We start from the raw sequence: 17,937 nt of genomic DNA on the forward strand, positions 1-17,937 counted from the left end.
CGCTTTTCCGGAACCGGACAACTTTCCGTGCCGACACAATGTCAGCGTTCTAAGGCAGGATAGGTCTGTGAGCACAGCGAAGACCGCAGCAGACAGCGAATCCACGGCCACCGCCCCCGGCAGCGACGGCGGCGCCGTCCCGTCCGAGGCCATCCGCGAGGAGTACGAGCAGCTGGTCGAGGAGGTCCGCAAGCACCGCTTCGCGTACTACCAGGAGGACGCCCCGGTCATCTCCGACGCCGAATTCGACGAACTCTACCGGCGGCTGGAGACGCTCGAGGCCACCCACCCCGAGCTGGTCGCCAACGACTCACCCACCCAGGAGGTGGGCGGCGAGGTCTCCGCCGCGTTCACCGCCGTCGAACACCTCACCCGGATGTACAGCCTCGAGGACGTCTTCTCGGTCGAGGAGGTGGAAGCCTGGATCGCCAAGGCCGAGGCCGGCATCGCCAAAATCGGCAACGGCGGCACCCCGCCGCAGTGGCTCACCGAACTGAAAATCGACGGCCTGGCCGTCAACCTGCTCTACCGCGACGGCGTCCTGGTCCGCGCCGCCACCCGCGGCGACGGCACCACCGGCGAGGACATCACCCACAACGTCCTGACCATCAAGGAAATCCCGCAGCGGCTCACCGGCACGGACTTCCCCGCCGAGATGGAGATCCGCGGCGAGGTGTTCATCCCGTCCAAGGATTTCGCCGCCTTCAACGAGGCCCTGATCAACGAGGGCAAGGCCCCGCTGGCCAACCCGCGCAACGCCGCCGCCGGGTCGCTGCGGCAAAAGGACCCGGCCGAGACCGCCAAACGGCCGCTGAAGATGTACGTCCACGGCATCGGCGCCCGCGAGGGCCTGCAGACCCGGAGCCAGTCGGACACCTACCGCCAGCTCGCCGACTGGGGCCTGCCCACCAGCCCCTACTTCGAGGTGCTGCCCGGCCTGGCCGAGGTGCTGGACTTCATCAAACGCTACGGGGACAAGCGGCACAGCCTCAGCCACGAGATCGACGGCATCGTCGTCAAGGTCGACGACCTCGCCACCCAGCGGGCCCTCGGCTACACCAGCCGCGTGCCCCGCTGGGCGGTGGCGTACAAGTACCCGCCCGAAGAGGTCAACACCAAGCTGCTGGACATCGCCGTCAACGTCGGCCGCACCGGCCGGGTCACCCCGTTCGGCATCATGGAGCCGGTCAAGGTCGCCGGCTCCACCGTCAGCATGGCCACCCTGCACAACCAGGACGTCGTCAAGGCCAAGGGCGTCAAGATCGGTGACATCGTCATTCTGCGCAAAGCGGGCGACGTGATCCCGGAGATCGTCGGCCCGGTCCTGGCGCTCCGGGATCAGCAGGACCCGCCGGTCCGGGACTTCGTCATGCCCACCGAATGCCCGTCCTGCGGCACGCCGCTGGCCCCGGGCAAGGAGGGCGACGTGGACATCCGTTGCCCCAACGCCAGGTCCTGCCCCTCACAGCTGCGCGAACGCGTCTTCCACGTGGCCAGCCGCGGCGCCTTCGACATCGAGGCGCTCGGCTGGGAGGCCGCCGTCGCCCTCACCCAGCCCACCGTGCCCGAGACCCCGCCGCTGACCAGCGAGGCGGCCCTGTTCCGCCTCACCCCCGAGGACCTCGCGGACGTCCGGATCCGGCGCGAAAAGCGCAGCAAGGGCGTGGGCACCGGCGAGTACGAACTGGTCCCGTACTTTTACACCAAGGGCACGGCCAAGAACCCGTCCAAGCCCACCGCCAGCACGGTCAAGCTCTTCGCCGAGCTGGAGAAGGCCAAATCCCAGCCGCTCTGGCGCGTGCTGGTGGCCCTCTCCATCCGGCACGTGGGGCCCCGCGCCTCGCGCGCGCTCGCCACCGCCTTCGGCAGCATGGACGCGATCCGCCAGGCCTCCGAGGAGGAACTGGCCGGGGTGGACGGCGTGGGCCCCGTGATCGCCGTGGCGCTGAAGGAATGGTTCGCCGAGGACTGGCACCGCGAGATCGTGGACAGCTGGGCCGCCGACGGCGTGCGGATGGAGGACGAGGTCGACGACTCCACCCCGCGCACCCTGGAAGGCCTGACCGTGGTGGTCACCGGCAGCCTGGAGGGCTTCAGCCGGGACGAGGCGAAGGAGGCCATCCTGATCCGCGGCGGCAAGGCCGCCGGCTCGGTCTCCAAGAACACCGACTACGTGGTGGCCGGGGAGAACGCGGGCACCAAGCTGGACAAGGCCGAACAGCTGGGCCTGCCGGTGCTGGACGAGGACGGCTTCCGGGCACTGCTGGCCGAGGGGCCGGCAGGCGTGGGCGGCGGGAGTGCGGCCGATACCGAGGCCGGGACAGTCGTCGACGCCGGGGCCGACGCCGAATGAGCGGGACGGACGCGGCCTTCCCTGCCCCGGAGGCGTTCCTCGCGCTGGCCCGGGAGGCGGCCGCCGCCGGCGCCGCCGTCCTGGCCGGGCGCAGCTCGGCGGACCTGGGTGTCAGCAATAAGGGCGACGCGGGGGACTGGGTCACCGACTTCGATCTCGCCGCCGAGGCCGCCGTCCGGGGCGTCATCACCGGCGCCCGGCCCACGGACACCATCACCGGCGAGGAGGGCGGCACCGTGCTGCCCGACGACTCCAGCGGCTACCGCTGGTCCGTCGACCCGCTGGACGGCACCACCAACTTCATCCGCAACATCGTCTACTACGCCACCTCGGTGGCGGTCGCCGGGCCCGACGGGGCCTGGCTGGCCGGCGTCGTCCATGCCCCGGCACTGGGCCGGGTCTACTACGCCTCCCGCGGCCAGGGCGCCTGGCTCGACGAGAACGGCCGCCGGACCGCGCTCAACGGACCCGTCCAGGGCAGGACCGGCCAGATCCTGGCCACCGGCTTCAGCTACGACCCGGCGGTCCGCGCCGAGCAGGCCGCGGGGCTGGCGCAGCTGATGGGCGGCTTCGCCGACGTCCGCCGGCTGGGCTCCGCCGCGCTGGACCTCTGCCTGGTGGCCGATGGCACCCACGACGCCTACGGCGAACGCGGCCTGAACGAGCATGACTTCGCCGCCGGCGCCCTGATCGCGGAGGAGGCCGGCTGCTGGGTCCGCCGGCCGCGGCTGACCAGCGTGCTGAACGGCGGGCCCTCGGACGAGGAGCGCCTGGGCGCCTGGACCTGCGCCGGGCCGCTGGAGCTCTCCGGCACCTTCCCGCTCTGATACCTCAGTCACGGAATGGGCCTTTTGGCCGGGTGGCCCGCACGGCTGCCCGTACCATTGACAGGTGCCTTCGCAGATCCTCATCCGGCCCGCCGTCCCGGCCGACTTCGACGCCGTCGCCCGCATCACCACCGACGCCTACCTCGCCGCCGGGTACTTCGACGACGCCGACCACCCCTACATGCGCCAGATCCGGAAGGTCGCCGAGCGCAACGACAACGCCGTCATCTGGGTGGCCGAACGCGCCGGCGAGGTCATCGGCTCCGTCACCTTGGCCGTCGCGGGGGAGCCGTACGCGGACATCGCCCTGCCCGACGAACTGGAATTCCGGATGCTCGTGGTGGACCCGGCCGTGCAGCGCAGCGGCGCCGGAAAGGCTATGGTCGAAGCCATCATCAACCATGCACGGACCCTGCCCGGCGTCACCGGCGTGGCCCTCACCACCGGCCTGACCTGGGAAAGCGCCCACGGCCTCTACCAAAAGACCGGCTTCCAGCGGGTCCCGGAACGGGACTGGTTCGTCCCTAACACCCAGATCAAGCTGCTGGTCTACCGCCTCGACCTCTAGCGCCGGCCCTCTAGTACCGGTTCTCTGACGGCTGCCCTCGGGTAGGGTGGCCAGCATGGCACCCCGCATCCCCGAGACCATCGACCGGAAGCTGCTCGGCATCTACCTCTCGGACCATCTCACCGGCTCGACGGCGGGACTGGGCCGGGTGGAGCGGATGGCCAAGGACTTCACCGACACCCCGTTCCGGGCCGAGCTGGCCCGGCTGGTGGAGGAACTCACCCGCGAGCGGGAGCTGCTCCGGAACCTCATCCACGAGCTCGGCGTCCCGCAGCGCCCGCACCGGCAGGCGGCGGCCTGGCTGGCCGAACACGCCGGCCGGCTGAAACTCAACGGCCGGATCGTGAGCCGCTCCCCGCTGACCCTGGTGCTCGAGTCCGAACTCATGCGCGCTGCCGTCCTGGGCAAGATCGGCGGCTGGCAGACCATCCTGGAACACGCCGCCGAGCTCGGCCTCGACCCGGCCACCTACGAGCGGCTGATCGAGGATGGCCACGCCCAAATGGAGATCCTGGGCCGCATCCACGAACACGCGCGGAGGAACGCCTTCCGCGCCGGCGGCAGCATCAGCGGCTGACGGCCACCCCATAGCGGTGCTCCGGGCGGCCCGTGCTGCCGTAGCGGAGCTGGATCTCGACGGCGCCGTCGTCCGCCAGCGAGGAAAGGTAGCGCTGCGCCGTGGCCCGGGAGACACCCACCCGGGCGGCCACCTCCGCCGCCGAATACTGCTCGCCGGGGTCCAGGGATTCCAGCACGGCGGCCTCCGTGGCGGACCGCGGCCGGGCCGAGGCGGTGACGTCCCCGGGCATGAGGGACCGCTTGGCCCGCTCCACGGTTTCCTGCGTCACGGCGCCCGGCTGGGTGAGGATCCGGCGGTACCGGGCGTAGGAGCGCAGCTGCTGGGAGAGCGACTCGGACGTGAACGGCTTGAGCAGGTAGCCCAGCGCCCCGCGCCGGAATGCCACCCGCAGCGAGGCGGTGTCCGCGGCGGCGGTCAGCATGATCGTGTCCACATCCAGCTGGTGCAGCAGGTCCAGGCCGGAGGCGTCCGGGAGATACACATCCAGCAGCACCAGGTCCGGGCGGAGGCTATGGATGGCCTGCAGCGCCTGGGCCGCGGAACCGGCCGGCGGCAGGGCCAGGAAGCCGGCCACGGAGTCCACGTAGGCGGCGTGCAGTTTCGCGACGTGGAAGTCGTCGTCGACGATCAGGACGCGGAAGTCCTCAGGCATTGTCCCCTCCTTCGGGGTTCGGGGTCATGGCGGTGGTGCCGGGCAGGGTGGCGAGGAAGACGGCGCCCGGACCGCCCGGGCTGCCGCGGTCCAGCACGGTGACGTCCCCGCCGCGGCGGCGGGCCAGCTGCCGGGCCAGGGCGAGCCCCAGCCCCTGCCCGGCCCCGGCGCGTGCCGGGGTCCTGGCGGTGGTGAAACCCTCGGCGAAGACCCCGTCCGGCCCGGCATCGGACCCGCCGTCGGATGTGGGGAGCCCGTCGCCGGAGTCGCCCACGATGATGTGCAGGGTTCCGGCGGCGCCGTCCGCGCCGGGGGCGTCCAGCACCTCCACCTCCACCCAGCGGTCCGGGCCGGAGCCGGCGACGGCGGCGTTCACGGCGTTGTCGATCAGGTTCCCCAGCACCGTGGTGACGTCCTGCGGCTCCACCACCTGGCCGCGGACCAGGGTCTCCGGGCCGAGGCGCAAGCTGACCCCGCGCTCGTCCGCCTCCACGCCCTTGGCGCCCAGGAAGGCCTGCAGGTAGGGATCCTGCAGCAGCTCGGCCTGGTCCACCGGGAACTTCAGCGGGCCGGTCGCCGCAAGTCTGGCCAGGTAGTCGCGGGCCTGCTGGTGCTGCCCGATGCTCATGAACCCGGCGATGGTGTGCAGCTGGTTGGCGAACTCGTGCCGCTGCGCCCGGAGCGCGGTGGAGAGGGTGCCGACGGCGTCCAGCTGCCGGGTCAGGTGCTGGAGCTCGGTGCGGTCCCGGAGCATGACCACCCAGCCCAGGTCCTCGCGCCCGTGCAGGGCCTTGCGGGCGCTGGCCACGAGGGCACGGCCCCCGGCCACCACCTCGACGGCGTCCGCCTCGGCCGCGTCCGCCCGGGTCAGGGCGTGCAGGGCACCGGGGACGGGGGCGTCCGCCCAGGCGGTCCCGGCCAGGTCCGGCTGGTCCAGCATCCGCCGGGCCGCCGCGTTGAACACGCTGATCCGGCCGTCGGCGGAGATGCCGATCACGCCGTCGTCCACGCCCTGCAGTACCGCCACCTGGTCATGGACCAGGGTGCTGATTTCCTCCGGCTCCAGGCCCAGGGTCAGCCGGCGCAGCCGGTGCCGCAGCAGGAAGGAGGCCAGCACACCGGCCAGCAGGGCGCCGGCGGCGGTGAGGAGGATCGGGGCGATGTCCCGGCCCAGGCTCTGGCCGATCGATTCGGTGGAGTAGCCCACGCTGACCTCGCCCACCACCTGGCCCGTTGGCGCCCCGGCGCCGGGGGCGTAGACGGGGACCTTGGCGCCGGCGGAGGGGCCCAGGGTACCGGTGTTACGGGTGGTGACCTCCTTGCCGGAGAGCGCCTCGGACGGGTCGGTGCTGACCCGCTCGCCCAGCCGGTCGGCGTCGGGGTGGGCCAGCCGGAGCCCGGTCTCGTCGGTGATGACCACGAACAGCGCCCCGGTCCGGGCACGGGCGCCCTCCGCGGCGGCCATCAGCGGCCCGGTGAGCAGTTCGGCCGGCGGCGGGGTGCCGGCCTGGGCGCTGATCTGCTGCACCTCGGACCGGACTCCGGGGTCGGAGGCGACCGTGCGGGCCAGGGTCAGGGCCTGGTTCTCCGCCTCACGGCCCAGCCGGTCGTAGGTCAGCCAGGCGTGGACGGCGCCGCTGAGCAGTACCACCAGCGCCACGACGGCGAGTTGGAGCAGCAGCGTCTGGGTGCTGAAACGCAGGGGAGTGCGGCCCGTGAGGGGTCCCATGGCTGCCTCCTGGGGCGGTCCGGCGTCGTCGATCGGGTGGTGAGCAAAATGAGCACAATGCGTCCAACAAGCAGTATGCCAATCAAATGAGGCAAAGGCACCACCGTGACGCACGCCACCCTAACGTCTGTAGTGCGCATCACAGCGGAGTGGTGCGGACCACTGAAGAAGGAGCCGGCTGTGCTGGTAATACTCGGATTCGCCATGATCGCGGTGTTCATGGTGCTGATCATGACGAAGAAGCTGACGCCGGTGCTGGCGCTGATCATCGTCCCCACCGTTTTTGGACTCTTTGCCGGCGCGGGCCTGGGCATCGGTCCCATGGTGCTCGACTCGATGAAGTCGATGACCTCCACGGCCGCGCTGCTGATGTTCGCCATCATCTACTTCGGCCTGATGATCGACGTCGGGCTCTTCGACCCGCTGGTGCGGTTCATCCTGCGCAAGCTCGGCAACGACCCCGCCAAGGTGGTCCTGGGCACCGCGGTCCTCGCCGCGGCCGTCTCGCTCGACGGCGACGGTTCCACCACCTTCATCCTCACCACCGCGGCGATGCTGCCGGTGTACCTACGGCTGAAGATGAGCCCGGTGGTCCTCACCTGCGTGGCCGGCCTGGCCAACGGCACCATGAACATCCTGCCCTGGGGCGGTCCCACCGCCCGCGCCGCCACCGCGCTGAAGCTCGACGTGAACGACGTGTTCGTCCCGATGATCCCCTCGCTGGTGGTCGGCCTGGCCGTGGTCATGGTCTTCGCCTGGCTGCTGGGCCTGCAGGAACGCAACCGCCTCCGCGCCACCGCCCCGGAGATCTGGGCCGAGGGCGTTGAGTTCGGCGGAACGGCCGACGGCGGCACGGGCACCAGTGGTTCCGGCACCTCCAGCACCTCCGGCCGCCGCGCCGGCCGCACCGGCACCCCGGCCGGCGGCGCCCCCGCGGGTGGCTCCGGCGTCGCAGTCCTGGAACGCACCGAAAACCTCGTGGACGATCGCGACTCCGCCATGGCGGACACCGCCCTGGATCCGGACCGCGCCACCCTGCGGCCGAAGCTGTTCTGGTTCAACCTGGCCCTGACCGTGGCCGTCATGGTGACCCTCGTGGCCAACATCATGCCGCTGCCCTTCGTGTTCATGGTCGGCTCGGCAGTGGCCTTGCTGGTCAACTTCCCGAAGATCAAGGAGCAGAGCGCGCAGCTGATCGCCCACGCACCCTCGATCGTCGCCGTCGTCAGCATGGTCATGGCCGCCGCTGTCCTCACCGGCGTCCTCAACGGCACCGGCATGGTCAAGGCCATGTCCGAGTGGCTGGTGCAGATCATCCCGTCCGACATGGGCCCGCTGATGGCCGTCATCACCGGCATCCTGAGCATCCCGATGACGTTCTTCATGAGCAACGACGCCTTCTACTTCGGCGTCCTTCCGGTCCTGAGCGAAACCGCCGCCCACTACGGCGTCGGCGCGGCGGACATGGCCCGCGCCTCCATCACCGGCCAGCCCTTCCACCTGCAGAGCCCGTTGGTCCCGGCCATCCTCCTGCTGGTCTCCCTGGCCAAGGTGGACCTGGGCGACCACCACAAGAAGGTCCTCTGGCGCACCGCCGTCATCTCCCTGGTCATGCTCGGAGTAGGCCTGGCCACCGGAGCCATCGGCATCGGCTGACAACGAAAGAGAAAAACAAAAGGAGGCAGGGGCGGAAGTTTTTCCGCCCCTGCCTCCTTTGCGTTGTCCGGGCCCCGAGCCCCGGACAGGGGCCGTGAGGTGAGGTAGGCACATCGGCGACGGGACGGACATCCGCCAGCGTGCGTCTAAGCGAGGGCCCCCGCCGTCAGGGTTCCCTGCCCGAGGGGCCACGCCGGCGCGGGACCCGGCCTGAGCTTGCGAAGGCTGGGAGCCGGTGGGGACTTGCGAGGGGAGGGGGACGGTGGGGGTGGACGAGCGAGCACGCGGAGGATCGTCCGGCCCGCCGCCGAAAGGCAGCAGGCCGTCCCACGGCGGCCACGCCGGGCGGTAAGCGTAGTTCAACCCACGTAGACTGGGACGGAAAATAATCCGAACCTTGCAGGGGAGATCCATGGCTGCGATCAACCGCGACGACGTCGCGCATCTCGCGCGTCTCGCGCACATCGAGATGAGTGCTGAAGAGCTGGACAGGATGGCCGGCGAGCTCGCCGTCATCGTCGAATCGGTCAAGTCCGTCAGTGAAGCCGCCGGGGAAGACGTCCCCGCCACGTCCCACCCGATCCCGCTGACCAACGTCTTCCGCGAGGACGTCGTCGGCCACACGTTCACGGCCGAGCAGTCGCTCTCCGGCGCCCCCGACGCGTACGAGGGCCGCTTCAAGGTCCCGGCCATCCTGGATGAGGACTAAGACATGACTGACACCAACGAACTGATCCGCCTCTCCGCCGCCGCGCTCGCCGAGAAGCTGGCCGCCCGCGAGGTCACCGCCGTCGAGGTCACCCAGGCCTACCTGGACCGCATCGCCGCCGTCGACGGCCAAGTCAACGCCTTCCTGCACGTCAACGGCGAGGAAGCCCTCGCCGTCGCCGCCGAGGTGGACGCCATCCGCGCCGCCGGCGGCGCCGAAGCCGAGGCCCTGCACGTCCTGGCCGGCGTCCCGATCGCCGTCAAGGACCTGATCGTCACCGTCGGCCAGCCCACCACGGCCGGCTCGAAGATCCTCGAGGGCTGGCACAGCCCCTACGACGCCACCGTCGTCGAGCGCCTGCGCGCGGCCAGGATGCCGATCCTGGGCAAGACCAACCTGGACGAATTCGCCATGGGCTCCTCCACCGAGCACTCCGCCTACGGCCCCACCCGCAACCCGTGGGACCTGGACCGCATCCCCGGCGGGTCCGGCGGCGGGTCCGCCGCGGCGGTGGCCGCGTTCGAGGCCCCGCTGGCCCTCGGCACGGACACCGGCGGCTCCATCCGCCAGCCCGGCGCCGTCACCGGCACCGTCGGCGTCAAGCCCACCTACGGCGGCGTCTCCCGCTACGGCGCGATCGCCATGGCCTCCTCGCTGGACCAGATCGGCCCGGTCTCCCGCACCGTGCTGGACTCCGCGCTGCTGCACCAGGTGATCGGCGGCCACGACCCGCGCGACTCCACCTCGCTGCCGGACCCGCTGGAGGACCTGGTGGCCGCCGCCCGCACCGGCAACGTCGAGGGCATGAAGATCGGCATCATCAAGGAACTCCACGGCGAGGGCTACCAGGCCGGCGTCGAGAACCGCTTCAACGAGGCACTCGAGCTGCTCAAGGGCGCCGGCGCCGAGATCGTCGAGGTCTCCTGCCCGAACTTCAAGTACGCCCTGGGCGCCTACTACCTGATCATGCCCTCGGAGGCCTCCTCCAACCTGGCAAAGTTCGACGGCGTCCGGTTCGGCCTGCGCGTGCTGCCCGAAGAGGGTCCGCTGACCATCGAACGCGTCATGGGCGCCACCCGCGCGGCCGGCTTCGGCGACGAGGTCAAGCGCCGCATCATCCTGGGCACCTACGCCCTGAGCGCCGGCTACTATGACGCATACTACGGTTCGGCCCAGAAGGTGCGCACCCTGATCCAGCGCGACTTCGACGCCGCGTTCGCCCAGGCCGACGTGCTGATCTCCCCGACGGCGCCCACCACGGCGTTCAAGCTCGGCGAGAAGCTGGACGACCCGCTGGCGATGTACCTCAACGACGTCGCCACCATCCCGGCGAACATGGCCGGTGTCCCCGGCCTGTCCCTGCCCGGCGGCCTGGCGGACGAGGACGGCCTGCCCGTCGGTGTCCAGCTGCTGGCCCCGGCCCGGCAGGACGCCCGCCTCTACCGTGTCGGCGCCGTGCTCGAGTCGCTGCTCGAGGAACAGTGGGGCGGTCCCCTGCTGGCGAAGGCCCCTTCACTCACTGATTCTTCTACGGCTGCTTCTTCTGCGGCTGCCGCCGCCCTGAGCCACGGAGGTTCACACTAATGACTGACGCAACCCTCAGCTTCGAAGAGGCGATGGAGAAGTACGACCCCGTCCTCGGCTTCGAGGTCCACGTCGAGCTGAACACCAAGACCAAGATGTTCTCCTCCGCGCCGAACGTCTTCGGCGACGAGCCGAACACCAACGTCAATGAGGTGGACCTGGGCCTCCCGGGCGTCCTGCCGGTGGTGAACAAGACCGCGATCGAGTCCTCGATCAAGATCGGCCTGGCGCTGAACTGCACGATCGCCGAGTCCTGCCGTTTCGCCCGGAAGAACTACTTCTACCCGGACACCCCGAAGAACTTCCAGACCTCGCAGTACGACGAACCCATCGCCTACGACGGGTACTTGGACATCGAGCTCTCCGATGGCACCGTCTTCCGGGTCGAGATCGAACGCGCCCACATGGAAGAAGACGCCGGCAAGCTCACCCACATGGGCGGCGCCGCCGGACGCATCCAGGGCGCGGACTACTCGCTGGTGGACTACAACCGCTCCGGCGTGCCGCTGGTGGAGATCGTCACCAAGCCGATCGAGGGCGCCGGCAGCCGCGCCCCCGAACTGGCCAAGGCCTACGTCGCCGCGATCCGCGAGATCGTCAAGAACCTCGGCGTCTCGGACGCGAAGATGGAACGCGGAAACGTCCGCTGCGACGCTAACGTCTCGCTCCGCCCGCACGGCCGCGAACGCTTCGGCATCCGCTCCGAGACCAAGAACGTGAACTCGCTGCGCGCCGTCGAACACGCCGTCCGCTACGAGATCCAGCGGCACGCCGCCGTCCTGGATGCGGGTGAACCGGTCATCCAGGAGACCCGGCACTGGCACGAGGACACCCGCTCCACCACCTCGGGCCGGCCCAAGTCCGACGCGGACGACTACCGGTACTTCCCGGAACCGGACCTGGTGCCGGTCGTCGCCTCCCGTGAATGGGTCGAGGAGCTCCGGGCCACCCTGCCCGAGCCGCCGGCCGCCCGCCGCAAGCGCCTACAGGCCGACTGGGGCTACTCCGACCTGGAGTTCCGCGACGTCGTCAACGCCGGCGTCATGGACGAGATCGAGGAAACCATCGCAGCCGGCGCCACCCCCACGGTGGCCCGCAAATGGTGGATGGGCGAGATCGTCGGCCGCGCCAAGAACGCCGACGTCGACCCCGGCCAGCTGGGCGTCAACCCGGCCACCATCGTGGAACTGAATACCATGGTGGAGGCCGGCAAGATCAACAACAAGATGGCCTCCGAGGTCCTCGACGGCGTCCTCGCCGGCGAGGGCACCCCGGCGGAAATCGTCGAGAAGCGCGGCCTCGCCGTGGTCTCCGACGATGGCCCGCTGCTCGAAGCCATCGACGCTGCCCTCGCCACGCAGCCGGACGTCGCGGACAAGATCCGCGGCGGCAAGGTCCAGGCGATCGGCGCGATCGTCGGCGGCGTCATGAAGGCCACCCGCGGCCAGGCCGACGCCGGCCGTGTCCGGGAGCTGATCCTGGAGCGCCTCGGCGTCGAAGGCTAGAGCCTAAGCCCCCACCAGATCGGTCATGATCGTCTGCAGCGCCTCGCAGACCATCATGACCGATCGGCGTTTAAGGTTCTCCGGCCGCGCCAGCAGGTCGATCCGGCGCCGGGTGCTGATCCCCTCCAGCGGCTTGAGCACGATCGAGGGGTTCAGCACCGGCCGGGCGGTGTGCCGGGGGAGCAGCCCGATCACGCTCCCCGCGGCCACCAGCGCCGCCACCGTGGAGTAGTCGTTGATCCGGTGCACGATATTCAGCTCCCGGCTGGCCACGGCGGCGACGGCGGAGAGCACGTCCGCGGGGGAGTAGCCGGCGTGGCTGGTCACCCAGGGCTCGCCGACGACGTCGTCCGCGCTCACCGCCCGCTGCCCGGCCAGCCGGTGGCCCGCCGGCAACGCCACGTCCAGCGGTTCGTGCGCCAGCGGAATCACCGCCACCCGCTCCTCGGGCCAGCGCGGGCTGTGGTCCATCCGGTGGGCCAGGACCAGGTCGTAGCGGGCGGTCAGGGCCGGGAAGTCCTGCTGTGCGACGTCTTCGTCGGAGAGCCGCACCTCCGGCCGGCCCGGCCCCGCCAGCAGCCGGGCCAGCGGCGCGAACAACGCCTGCCCCGCGCTGTGGAACCCGCTGAGGGTCACCGGCGCGGCGGGGGAGCCGTGGTATTCGCCGATCGCGGCGCGGGCCTCGGCCATGGCGCTGACGACGGCGGCCCCGGCGTCGGCGAGCACCTGCCCGGCCTCGGTGAGTACCAGGTTCCGGCCCTCCTTGCGGGTCAGCGGCACCTCCACGGAGCGCTGCAGCGCCGCCAGCTGCTGGGACACCGCCGAGGGGGTAACCAGCAGGGTTTCGGCGACGGCCTTGACGCTGCCCAGGGCGCCGAGTTCGCGGAGCATTTCGAGCTGGTGGATTTCCATGCCCACCATCCTACGGCTAAGAAAAATCTAAATCGTCGATTGAGAAATTTTCGGTTGTGCTAATGCATCCGGGCGGTTGTAATGGGGTGAGTTGACCCACACCCCGCCACCTCCCCGGCGGCACCAGCACAGTAAGGCAGGCCCATGAAGGCTCTCTACAAGTCCGGAGCGCACGCCGGATTCGACCTCGTCGACCGGCCGGAACCGGAGACCGGGGCCGGGGACGTCAAGATCCGGGTGATGACCACCGGCATCTGCGGCACGGACCTGCACATCCAGTCCTGGGACGCCTGGGCCCAGGGCATGATCAACGCCCCGCTGATCGCCGGCCACGAGTTCTACGGCGAGGTGGTGGAGGTCGGCGAGGACGTCCTGGACGTCAAGGCCGGCGACCGGGTTTCCGGCGAAGGCCACATCGTCTGCGGGATCTGCCGCAACTGCCGCGCCGGCCGCAAGCAGATGTGCATCAATACCGTCAGCGTCGGCGTCCAGCGCGACGGCGCCTTCGCCGAATACGTCGTGATCCCCGAGACCAACGTCTGGGTCCACCACGACCCGTCCGTCACCCCGGAACTCGGCGCCATCTTCGACCCGTTCGGCAACGCCGTCCACACCGCCCTGAGCTTCCCGCTGGTCGGCGAGGACGTCCTGATCACCGGCGCCGGACCCATCGGCCTGATGGCGATCGCCGTCGCCCGCCACGCCGGCGCCCGCAAGATTGCCATCACCGACGTCTCCGCCCCGCGCCTGGCCCTGGCCCGCACGCTCGGCGTCGACCTCGCGATCGACGTCTCCACCACCCGGGTCAAGGACGCCCAGCGCGAACTGGGCATGCGCGAGGGCTTCGACGTCGGCATGGAAATGTCCGGCCACCCCACCGCCCTGCCGGAAATGATCGAGAACATGAACCACGGCGGCCGGATCGCCATGCTCGGCCTGCCCAGCCAGTCCATCGACATCGACTGGGGCAAGGTCGTCACCCACATGCTCACCATGAAGGGCATCTACGGCCGCGAGATGTTCGAGACCTGGTACGCCATGAGCGCCATGCTCTCCTCCAACCCGGTGCTGCACGCGAACATCTCTGCCGTCGTCACCGACACCCTGCCCGCCTCCGAGTGGGAGAAGGGCTTCGAGATCGCCCGTGCCGGCGTCGGCGGCAAGGTCGTCCTCGACTGGACCGGCTTCTAGGCCCCGGCCCATTCCGGTACCGTACAACCACCCACCCAGCCCAGGAGCGCACCGACCATGTATTCAGCCATCAAGGACCAGCTGCAGCACGAACTCGATGAGATCCGCAGCGCCGGCCTGTTCAAGACCGAGCGGCACATCGATTCGCCGCAGGCCAACCACATCACGGCCGGCCAGCTCGGCCAGCCCGGCACGGACGTGCTGAACTTCTGTGCCAACAACTACCTGGGCCTGGCCGACCACGCGGAGATCATCGCCGCCGCCAAGGACGCCATGGACTCCCGCGGCTTCGGCATGGCCAGCGTCCGCTTCATCTGCGGCACCCAGGACCTTCACCTGGCCCTGGAGAAGCGCGTCTCGGCGTTCCTCGGCACCGAGGACACCATCCTGTTCTCCTCCTGCTTCGACGCCAACGGCGGGGTCTTCGAGTCCCTCTTCGGCCCGGAGGACGCGGTCATCTCCGACGCCCTGAACCACGCCTCCATCATCGACGGGATCCGGCTCTGCAAGGCCCGCCGCTTCCGCTACGCCAACCGGGACATGGCCGACCTCGAGGCCCGCCTGATCGAGGCGGACAACCAGGAGAATCCGGCCCGCCGCAAGATCATCGTCACCGATGGCGTATTCTCCATGGACGGTTACCTCGCCCCGCTCGAGGCGATCTGCGACCTGGCCGACAAGTACGACGCCATGGTCATGGTGGACGACTCGCACGCCGTCGGCTTCATGGGTCCCACCGGCGCCGGCACCCCCGAACACGCGGGCGTCTCGGACCGGGTGGACATCTACACCGGCACCTTCGGCAAGGCCCTCGGCGGTGCCTCCGGCGGCTACGTCTCCGGCCGCCGCGAGGTCGTCGCCATGCTCCGGCAGAAGGCCCGCCCCTACCTGTTCTCGAACTCCCTGGCCCCCGCGATCGTCGCCGCCACCCTGAAGGCCCTGGACCTGGTGGAGAACTCCGCGGAGCTGCGCGGAAAGCTCTTCGCCAACGCCGGGCTGTTCCGCCGCCGGATGGCCGAGGAGGGCTTCGAGCTGCTCGACGGCGAACACGCGATCGTCCCGGTGATGTTCGGCGACGCCGTCATGGCCGCCAAGGTCGCCGACGCCATGCTCGGCCACGGCGTCTTCGTCACCGCCTTCAGCTACCCCGTGGTCCCCAAGGGTGCCGCCCGGATCCGCGTCCAGCTCTCGGCCGCGCACAGCACCGACGACGTCGAACGCTGCGTCCAAGCGTTCGTGGCCAGCCGCGCGGAGGTCGCCGCCGCGTAGCAACCCGGTCCGCAAGACCTGCTGACGGATGTCCCCGCCGGGTGCGAGGATGGGTCACATGTCAGCTCATTACGATGTTGTGATTGCCGGCGGCGGCATTGCCGGACTGTCCCTGGCCTCGGCGCTGGCCGGCAAGTGCAGCGTGGCGCTGGTCGAGGCCGAGCAGACGCTGGGCTACCACACCTCGGCGCGCTCGGCCCGGCAGCTCATCCCCAGTTACGGCCCGCCCGTGGTCCGGGACCTGACGCTGCGCACGCTGGAACTGATCGGCACGCACGAGGGCACCCGCCCCGAACCCGTCCTCTCGCCCCGGCGGTTTATGCTGATCGGCGACGAGGACGCGGTCCGCGAGCAGGCCAGCGGCTTCATGCACCTGATCGGCCACGACGAGGCGCTCAAGCTCTGCCCGGCGCTGAAACCGGAGAGCTTCACCTCCGCCGGGCTGGACTCCGGCTCCTTCGCCTGCAACGCCTCCCTGCTGCTGGAGGACCACCGGGAGCGGGCCGTCGCCGGCGGCGTGGACATCATCACCGGCGCCCGCATCCACTCCGCGCAGCGCACGGGCTCGGGCTGGGAACTGGGCGCCGGGCAGGAGGCGCTCTCCACCGCCGTCGTGGTCAACGCCGCGGGCGCCTGGGCGGATGAGCTCGCCGTCCTTGCCGGCGTCGAGAAGCTCGGCCTGCAGCCCTTCCGCCGCACCGCGGCGATCGTCGACGTCGAGAATCCGCTTCCGCCCGGCTGCCCGATGGTGGCCGCCACGGACAGCTTCTACTTCCGCCCGGACGGCAGGCACCAGGTGCTGATCTCGCCCTCGGAGAAGGTCCCCAGCGGACCCGAGGACGCCCGGCCGTACCCCGGCGACGTCGAGGCCCTGATCGCCCGCTTGAACGAGGTGACCACCCTCGGCATCAACGCCGTCAGCCGGGCCTGGACCGGGCTGCGCACCGAGGCCTCCGACGGCATCCCGGTGGTGGGGTTCGACGCCGAGGCGCCGGGCTTCTTCTGGCTCGCCGGCCAGGGCGGCTATGGCTTCCAGACCTCCTCCGGGATCGCCGAACTCGCCGCCGGACTGATCCTCGCCGGTCAGGCGGCCGGGGCGCCGTTCCCGGCCGACAGTCCGGCATCCCGGACAGCGGCGGCGCTGGCGGCGACGCGGATGTCCATCCGGGCCTGAAGAATGGACCCATGAGCACCCTGATCACCAATATCGGCGAACTGATGACGCAGGACCTCGAGTACCGGGTCCTGCACGACGCCGCCGTGGTCATCGAGGGCGAACGCATCGCCTGGCTGGGCCCCGCCGGGGACGCCCCGGCCGCGGACGACGCCATCGACGCCGCGGGGCGTGCGCTGCTGCCCGGCTGGGTGGACTCGCACACGCACCTGGTCTTCGCCGGCGACCGAACCGCGGAGTTCGAGGCGCGGATGGCGGGGGAGGAGTACAGCGCCGGCGGCATCGCCGTGACCATGGGCGCGACCCGGGCGACCGGTGACTTCGACCTCACCCGCCTGGCGCTGGGCCGGGTGGCGGAGGCCGTCTCGCAGGGCACCACGTACCTGGAGACCAAGACCGGCTACGGGCTTGACGTGGACAACGAGGCCCGCAGCGCCCGGATCGCCTCCACGGTCGCCGACGAGGTCACCTACCTCGGCGCCCACCTGGTCCCGGCTGGCATGGACGCCGAGGAGTACACGGACCTGGTCTGCGGTCCGATACTTGCAGCGGTCCGGCCCTACGTGCGCTGGGCCGACGTCTTCTGCGAACGCGGCGCCTTCACCGAGGAGCAGTCCCGCCGCGTGCTGGCGGCCTGCCGGGAGGCTGGCCTGGGCCTGCGGCTGCACGGCAACCAGCTCGGCGAGGGCCCGGGCGTGCGGCTGGCGGTGGAGTTCGGGGCCGCCAGCGTGGACCACGTGAATTACCTGTCCCGGGAGGACGTGCGCGACCTCGCGGACAGCTGGTCCGGCTGGGAAGCCGCGGCCGGCGCCGGGGAGCGCGGCACGGTGGCCACCTGCCTGCCGGCCTGCGACCTCTCCACCCGGCAGCCGCTGGCCCCCGGCCGCGAACTGCTGGACGCCGGCGTCCAGCTGGCCCTCGCCTCCAACGCCAACCCCGGCACCTCCTACACCAGCTCCATGGCCTTCTGCGTCACCACCGCGGTGCTGCAGATGCGGCTCAGCGTGCACGAGGCGGTCCGCGCCGCGACCTACGGCGGGGCGCTGGCGCTGGGCCGGGAGTCGGGGAACGACGTCGACGGCGAACGCGCTGTGGGGTCGATCGCCGTCGGCCACCGCGCGGACCTGCACCTGCTCAACGCCCCCTCGGCCACCCACCTGGCCTACCGGCCGGGCATGCCGCTGACCCACGCCGTCTGGCGCGCCGGGGTCCGCGCCCGCTAAACCTT

Annotated in this window: 15 protein-coding genes; 12 read left to right on the forward strand and 3 right to left on the reverse strand. The window is 70.7% G+C overall.

Translation table 11 applies throughout. The features are described from left to right. The first annotated feature begins 67 nt into the window (after positions 1-67). From ligA to AB0O44_RS10095, 4 genes are all read left to right on the forward strand, one after another. Positions 68-2,353 carry an NAD-dependent DNA ligase LigA gene (ligA, locus tag AB0O44_RS10080; protein WP_364136999.1) on the forward strand — a complete coding sequence of 762 codons (2,286 nt, stop codon included), beginning with the start codon at positions 68-70 and terminating at the stop codon, positions 2,351-2,353. After that, the gene (locus AB0O44_RS10085) at positions 2,350-3,180 is read left to right on the forward strand and encodes an inositol monophosphatase family protein (protein WP_364137001.1); all 831 of its coding nucleotides are present in this window, start codon (positions 2,350-2,352) and stop codon (positions 3,178-3,180) included. Before ligA ends, AB0O44_RS10085 begins: the two co-directional genes overlap by 4 nt. Positions 3,181-3,244: 64 nt before the next feature. Then, positions 3,245-3,748, forward strand: coding sequence for a GNAT family N-acetyltransferase (locus tag AB0O44_RS10090; protein WP_364137003.1), 504 nt, complete (start codon positions 3,245-3,247; stop codon positions 3,746-3,748). 55 nt (positions 3,749-3,803) lie between these two features. Continuing rightward, complete coding sequence (locus AB0O44_RS10095; RefSeq protein ID WP_364137005.1) at positions 3,804-4,325, forward strand: hypothetical protein; 522 nt, start codon at positions 3,804-3,806, stop codon at positions 4,323-4,325. On the opposite strand, the gene AB0O44_RS10100 is transcribed toward AB0O44_RS10095, so the two are convergent. Together AB0O44_RS10100 and AB0O44_RS10105 are read right to left on the reverse strand one after the other, a co-directional pair. Continuing rightward, positions 4,315-4,980: a response regulator gene (locus AB0O44_RS10100; RefSeq protein WP_364137007.1), complete on the reverse strand. Its 666-nt coding sequence runs from the start codon at positions 4,978-4,980 to the stop codon at positions 4,315-4,317. The genes AB0O44_RS10095 and AB0O44_RS10100 overlap by 11 nt on opposite strands. Further along, entirely contained in the window at positions 4,973-6,709 is a 1,737-nt protein-coding gene (locus AB0O44_RS10105) for an ATP-binding protein (RefSeq protein WP_364137009.1), read from the reverse strand. Before AB0O44_RS10105 ends, AB0O44_RS10100 begins: the two co-directional genes overlap by 8 nt. A 132-nt stretch (positions 6,710-6,841) precedes the next feature. Here AB0O44_RS10105 and AB0O44_RS10110 point away from each other — a divergent pair, with 132 nt between their 5' ends. The 4 genes from AB0O44_RS10110 (at position 6,842) to gatB (ending at position 12,163) form a co-directional block, all read left to right on the forward strand. Continuing rightward, a complete protein-coding gene (locus tag AB0O44_RS10110; protein ID WP_364137011.1) occupies positions 6,842-8,365 on the forward strand; it encodes a CitMHS family transporter in 1,524 nt (507 codons plus the stop codon). A 412-nt stretch (positions 8,366-8,777) separates the two neighbouring features. After that, positions 8,778-9,074, forward strand: coding sequence for an Asp-tRNA(Asn)/Glu-tRNA(Gln) amidotransferase subunit GatC (gene gatC / locus AB0O44_RS10115; protein ID WP_364137013.1), 297 nt, complete (start codon positions 8,778-8,780; stop codon positions 9,072-9,074). 3 nt (positions 9,075-9,077) lie between these two features. Continuing rightward, complete coding sequence (gatA, locus tag AB0O44_RS10120; RefSeq protein ID WP_364137015.1) at positions 9,078-10,658, forward strand: Asp-tRNA(Asn)/Glu-tRNA(Gln) amidotransferase subunit GatA; 1,581 nt, start codon at positions 9,078-9,080, stop codon at positions 10,656-10,658. Then, entirely contained in the window at positions 10,658-12,163 is a 1,506-nt protein-coding gene (gene gatB / locus AB0O44_RS10125) for an Asp-tRNA(Asn)/Glu-tRNA(Gln) amidotransferase subunit GatB (protein ID WP_364137017.1), read from the forward strand. The genes gatA and gatB overlap by 1 nt, the downstream gene beginning before the upstream one ends. Before the next feature lie 3 nt (positions 12,164-12,166). Here the strand turns inward: gatB and AB0O44_RS10130 are convergent, their stop codons facing one another. Continuing rightward, positions 12,167-13,075, reverse strand: a complete 909-nt coding sequence (locus tag AB0O44_RS10130; protein WP_290258438.1) for a LysR family transcriptional regulator — start codon at positions 13,073-13,075, stop codon at positions 12,167-12,169. Between the two features lie 144 nt (positions 13,076-13,219). Here AB0O44_RS10130 and tdh point away from each other — a divergent pair, with 144 nt between their 5' ends. Genes tdh through hutI form a run of 4 tightly spaced genes read left to right on the forward strand, consistent with a single transcriptional unit; the run spans position 13,220 to position 17,932 of the window. Then, positions 13,220-14,266 carry an L-threonine 3-dehydrogenase gene (tdh, locus tag AB0O44_RS10135; protein WP_364137019.1) on the forward strand — a complete coding sequence of 349 codons (1,047 nt, stop codon included), beginning with the start codon at positions 13,220-13,222 and terminating at the stop codon, positions 14,264-14,266. Between the two features lie 57 nt (positions 14,267-14,323). Continuing rightward, complete coding sequence (locus AB0O44_RS10140; RefSeq protein WP_364137020.1) at positions 14,324-15,535, forward strand: glycine C-acetyltransferase; 1,212 nt, start codon at positions 14,324-14,326, stop codon at positions 15,533-15,535. A gap of 58 nt (positions 15,536-15,593) precedes the next feature. Further along, the gene (locus AB0O44_RS10145) at positions 15,594-16,709 is read left to right on the forward strand and encodes an FAD-dependent oxidoreductase (RefSeq protein WP_364137021.1); all 1,116 of its coding nucleotides are present in this window, start codon (positions 15,594-15,596) and stop codon (positions 16,707-16,709) included. Between the two features lie 11 nt (positions 16,710-16,720). After that, positions 16,721-17,932: an imidazolonepropionase gene (gene hutI / locus AB0O44_RS10150; RefSeq protein ID WP_364137023.1), complete on the forward strand. Its 1,212-nt coding sequence runs from the start codon at positions 16,721-16,723 to the stop codon at positions 17,930-17,932. The last annotated feature ends 5 nt before the right edge of the window (positions 17,933-17,937 follow it).

Origin of the sequence: Arthrobacter sp. NPDC080082, assembly GCF_040686595.1 — a bacterium.
Classification (GTDB): domain Bacteria; phylum Actinomycetota; class Actinomycetes; order Actinomycetales; family Micrococcaceae; genus Arthrobacter.

Bases quoted from the DNA above. Each gene is read 5' to 3' on its own strand.
- tdh (WP_364137019.1), top strand. From the start codon at position 13,220: ATGAAGGCTCTCTACAAGTCCGGAGCGCACGCCGGATTCGACCTCGTC.
- gatA (WP_364137015.1), top strand. From the start codon at position 9,078: ATGACTGACACCAACGAACTGATCCGCCTCTCCGCCGCCGCGCTCGCC.
- AB0O44_RS10100 (WP_364137007.1), bottom strand. From the start codon at position 4,980: ATGCCTGAGGACTTCCGCGTCCTGATCGTCGACGACGACTTCCACGTC.
- AB0O44_RS10145 (WP_364137021.1), top strand. From the start codon at position 15,594: ATGTCAGCTCATTACGATGTTGTGATTGCCGGCGGCGGCATTGCCGGA.
- AB0O44_RS10105 (WP_364137009.1), bottom strand. From the start codon at position 6,709: ATGGGACCCCTCACGGGCCGCACTCCCCTGCGTTTCAGCACCCAGACG.
- AB0O44_RS10095 (WP_364137005.1), top strand. From the start codon at position 3,804: ATGGCACCCCGCATCCCCGAGACCATCGACCGGAAGCTGCTCGGCATC.
- AB0O44_RS10140 (WP_364137020.1), top strand. From the start codon at position 14,324: ATGTATTCAGCCATCAAGGACCAGCTGCAGCACGAACTCGATGAGATC.
- hutI (WP_364137023.1), top strand. From the start codon at position 16,721: ATGAGCACCCTGATCACCAATATCGGCGAACTGATGACGCAGGACCTC.
- gatB (WP_364137017.1), top strand. From the start codon at position 10,658: ATGACTGACGCAACCCTCAGCTTCGAAGAGGCGATGGAGAAGTACGAC.
- AB0O44_RS10085 (WP_364137001.1), top strand. From the start codon at position 2,350: ATGAGCGGGACGGACGCGGCCTTCCCTGCCCCGGAGGCGTTCCTCGCG.
- gatC (WP_364137013.1), top strand. From the start codon at position 8,778: ATGGCTGCGATCAACCGCGACGACGTCGCGCATCTCGCGCGTCTCGCG.
- AB0O44_RS10130 (WP_290258438.1), bottom strand. From the start codon at position 13,075: ATGGAAATCCACCAGCTCGAAATGCTCCGCGAACTCGGCGCCCTGGGC.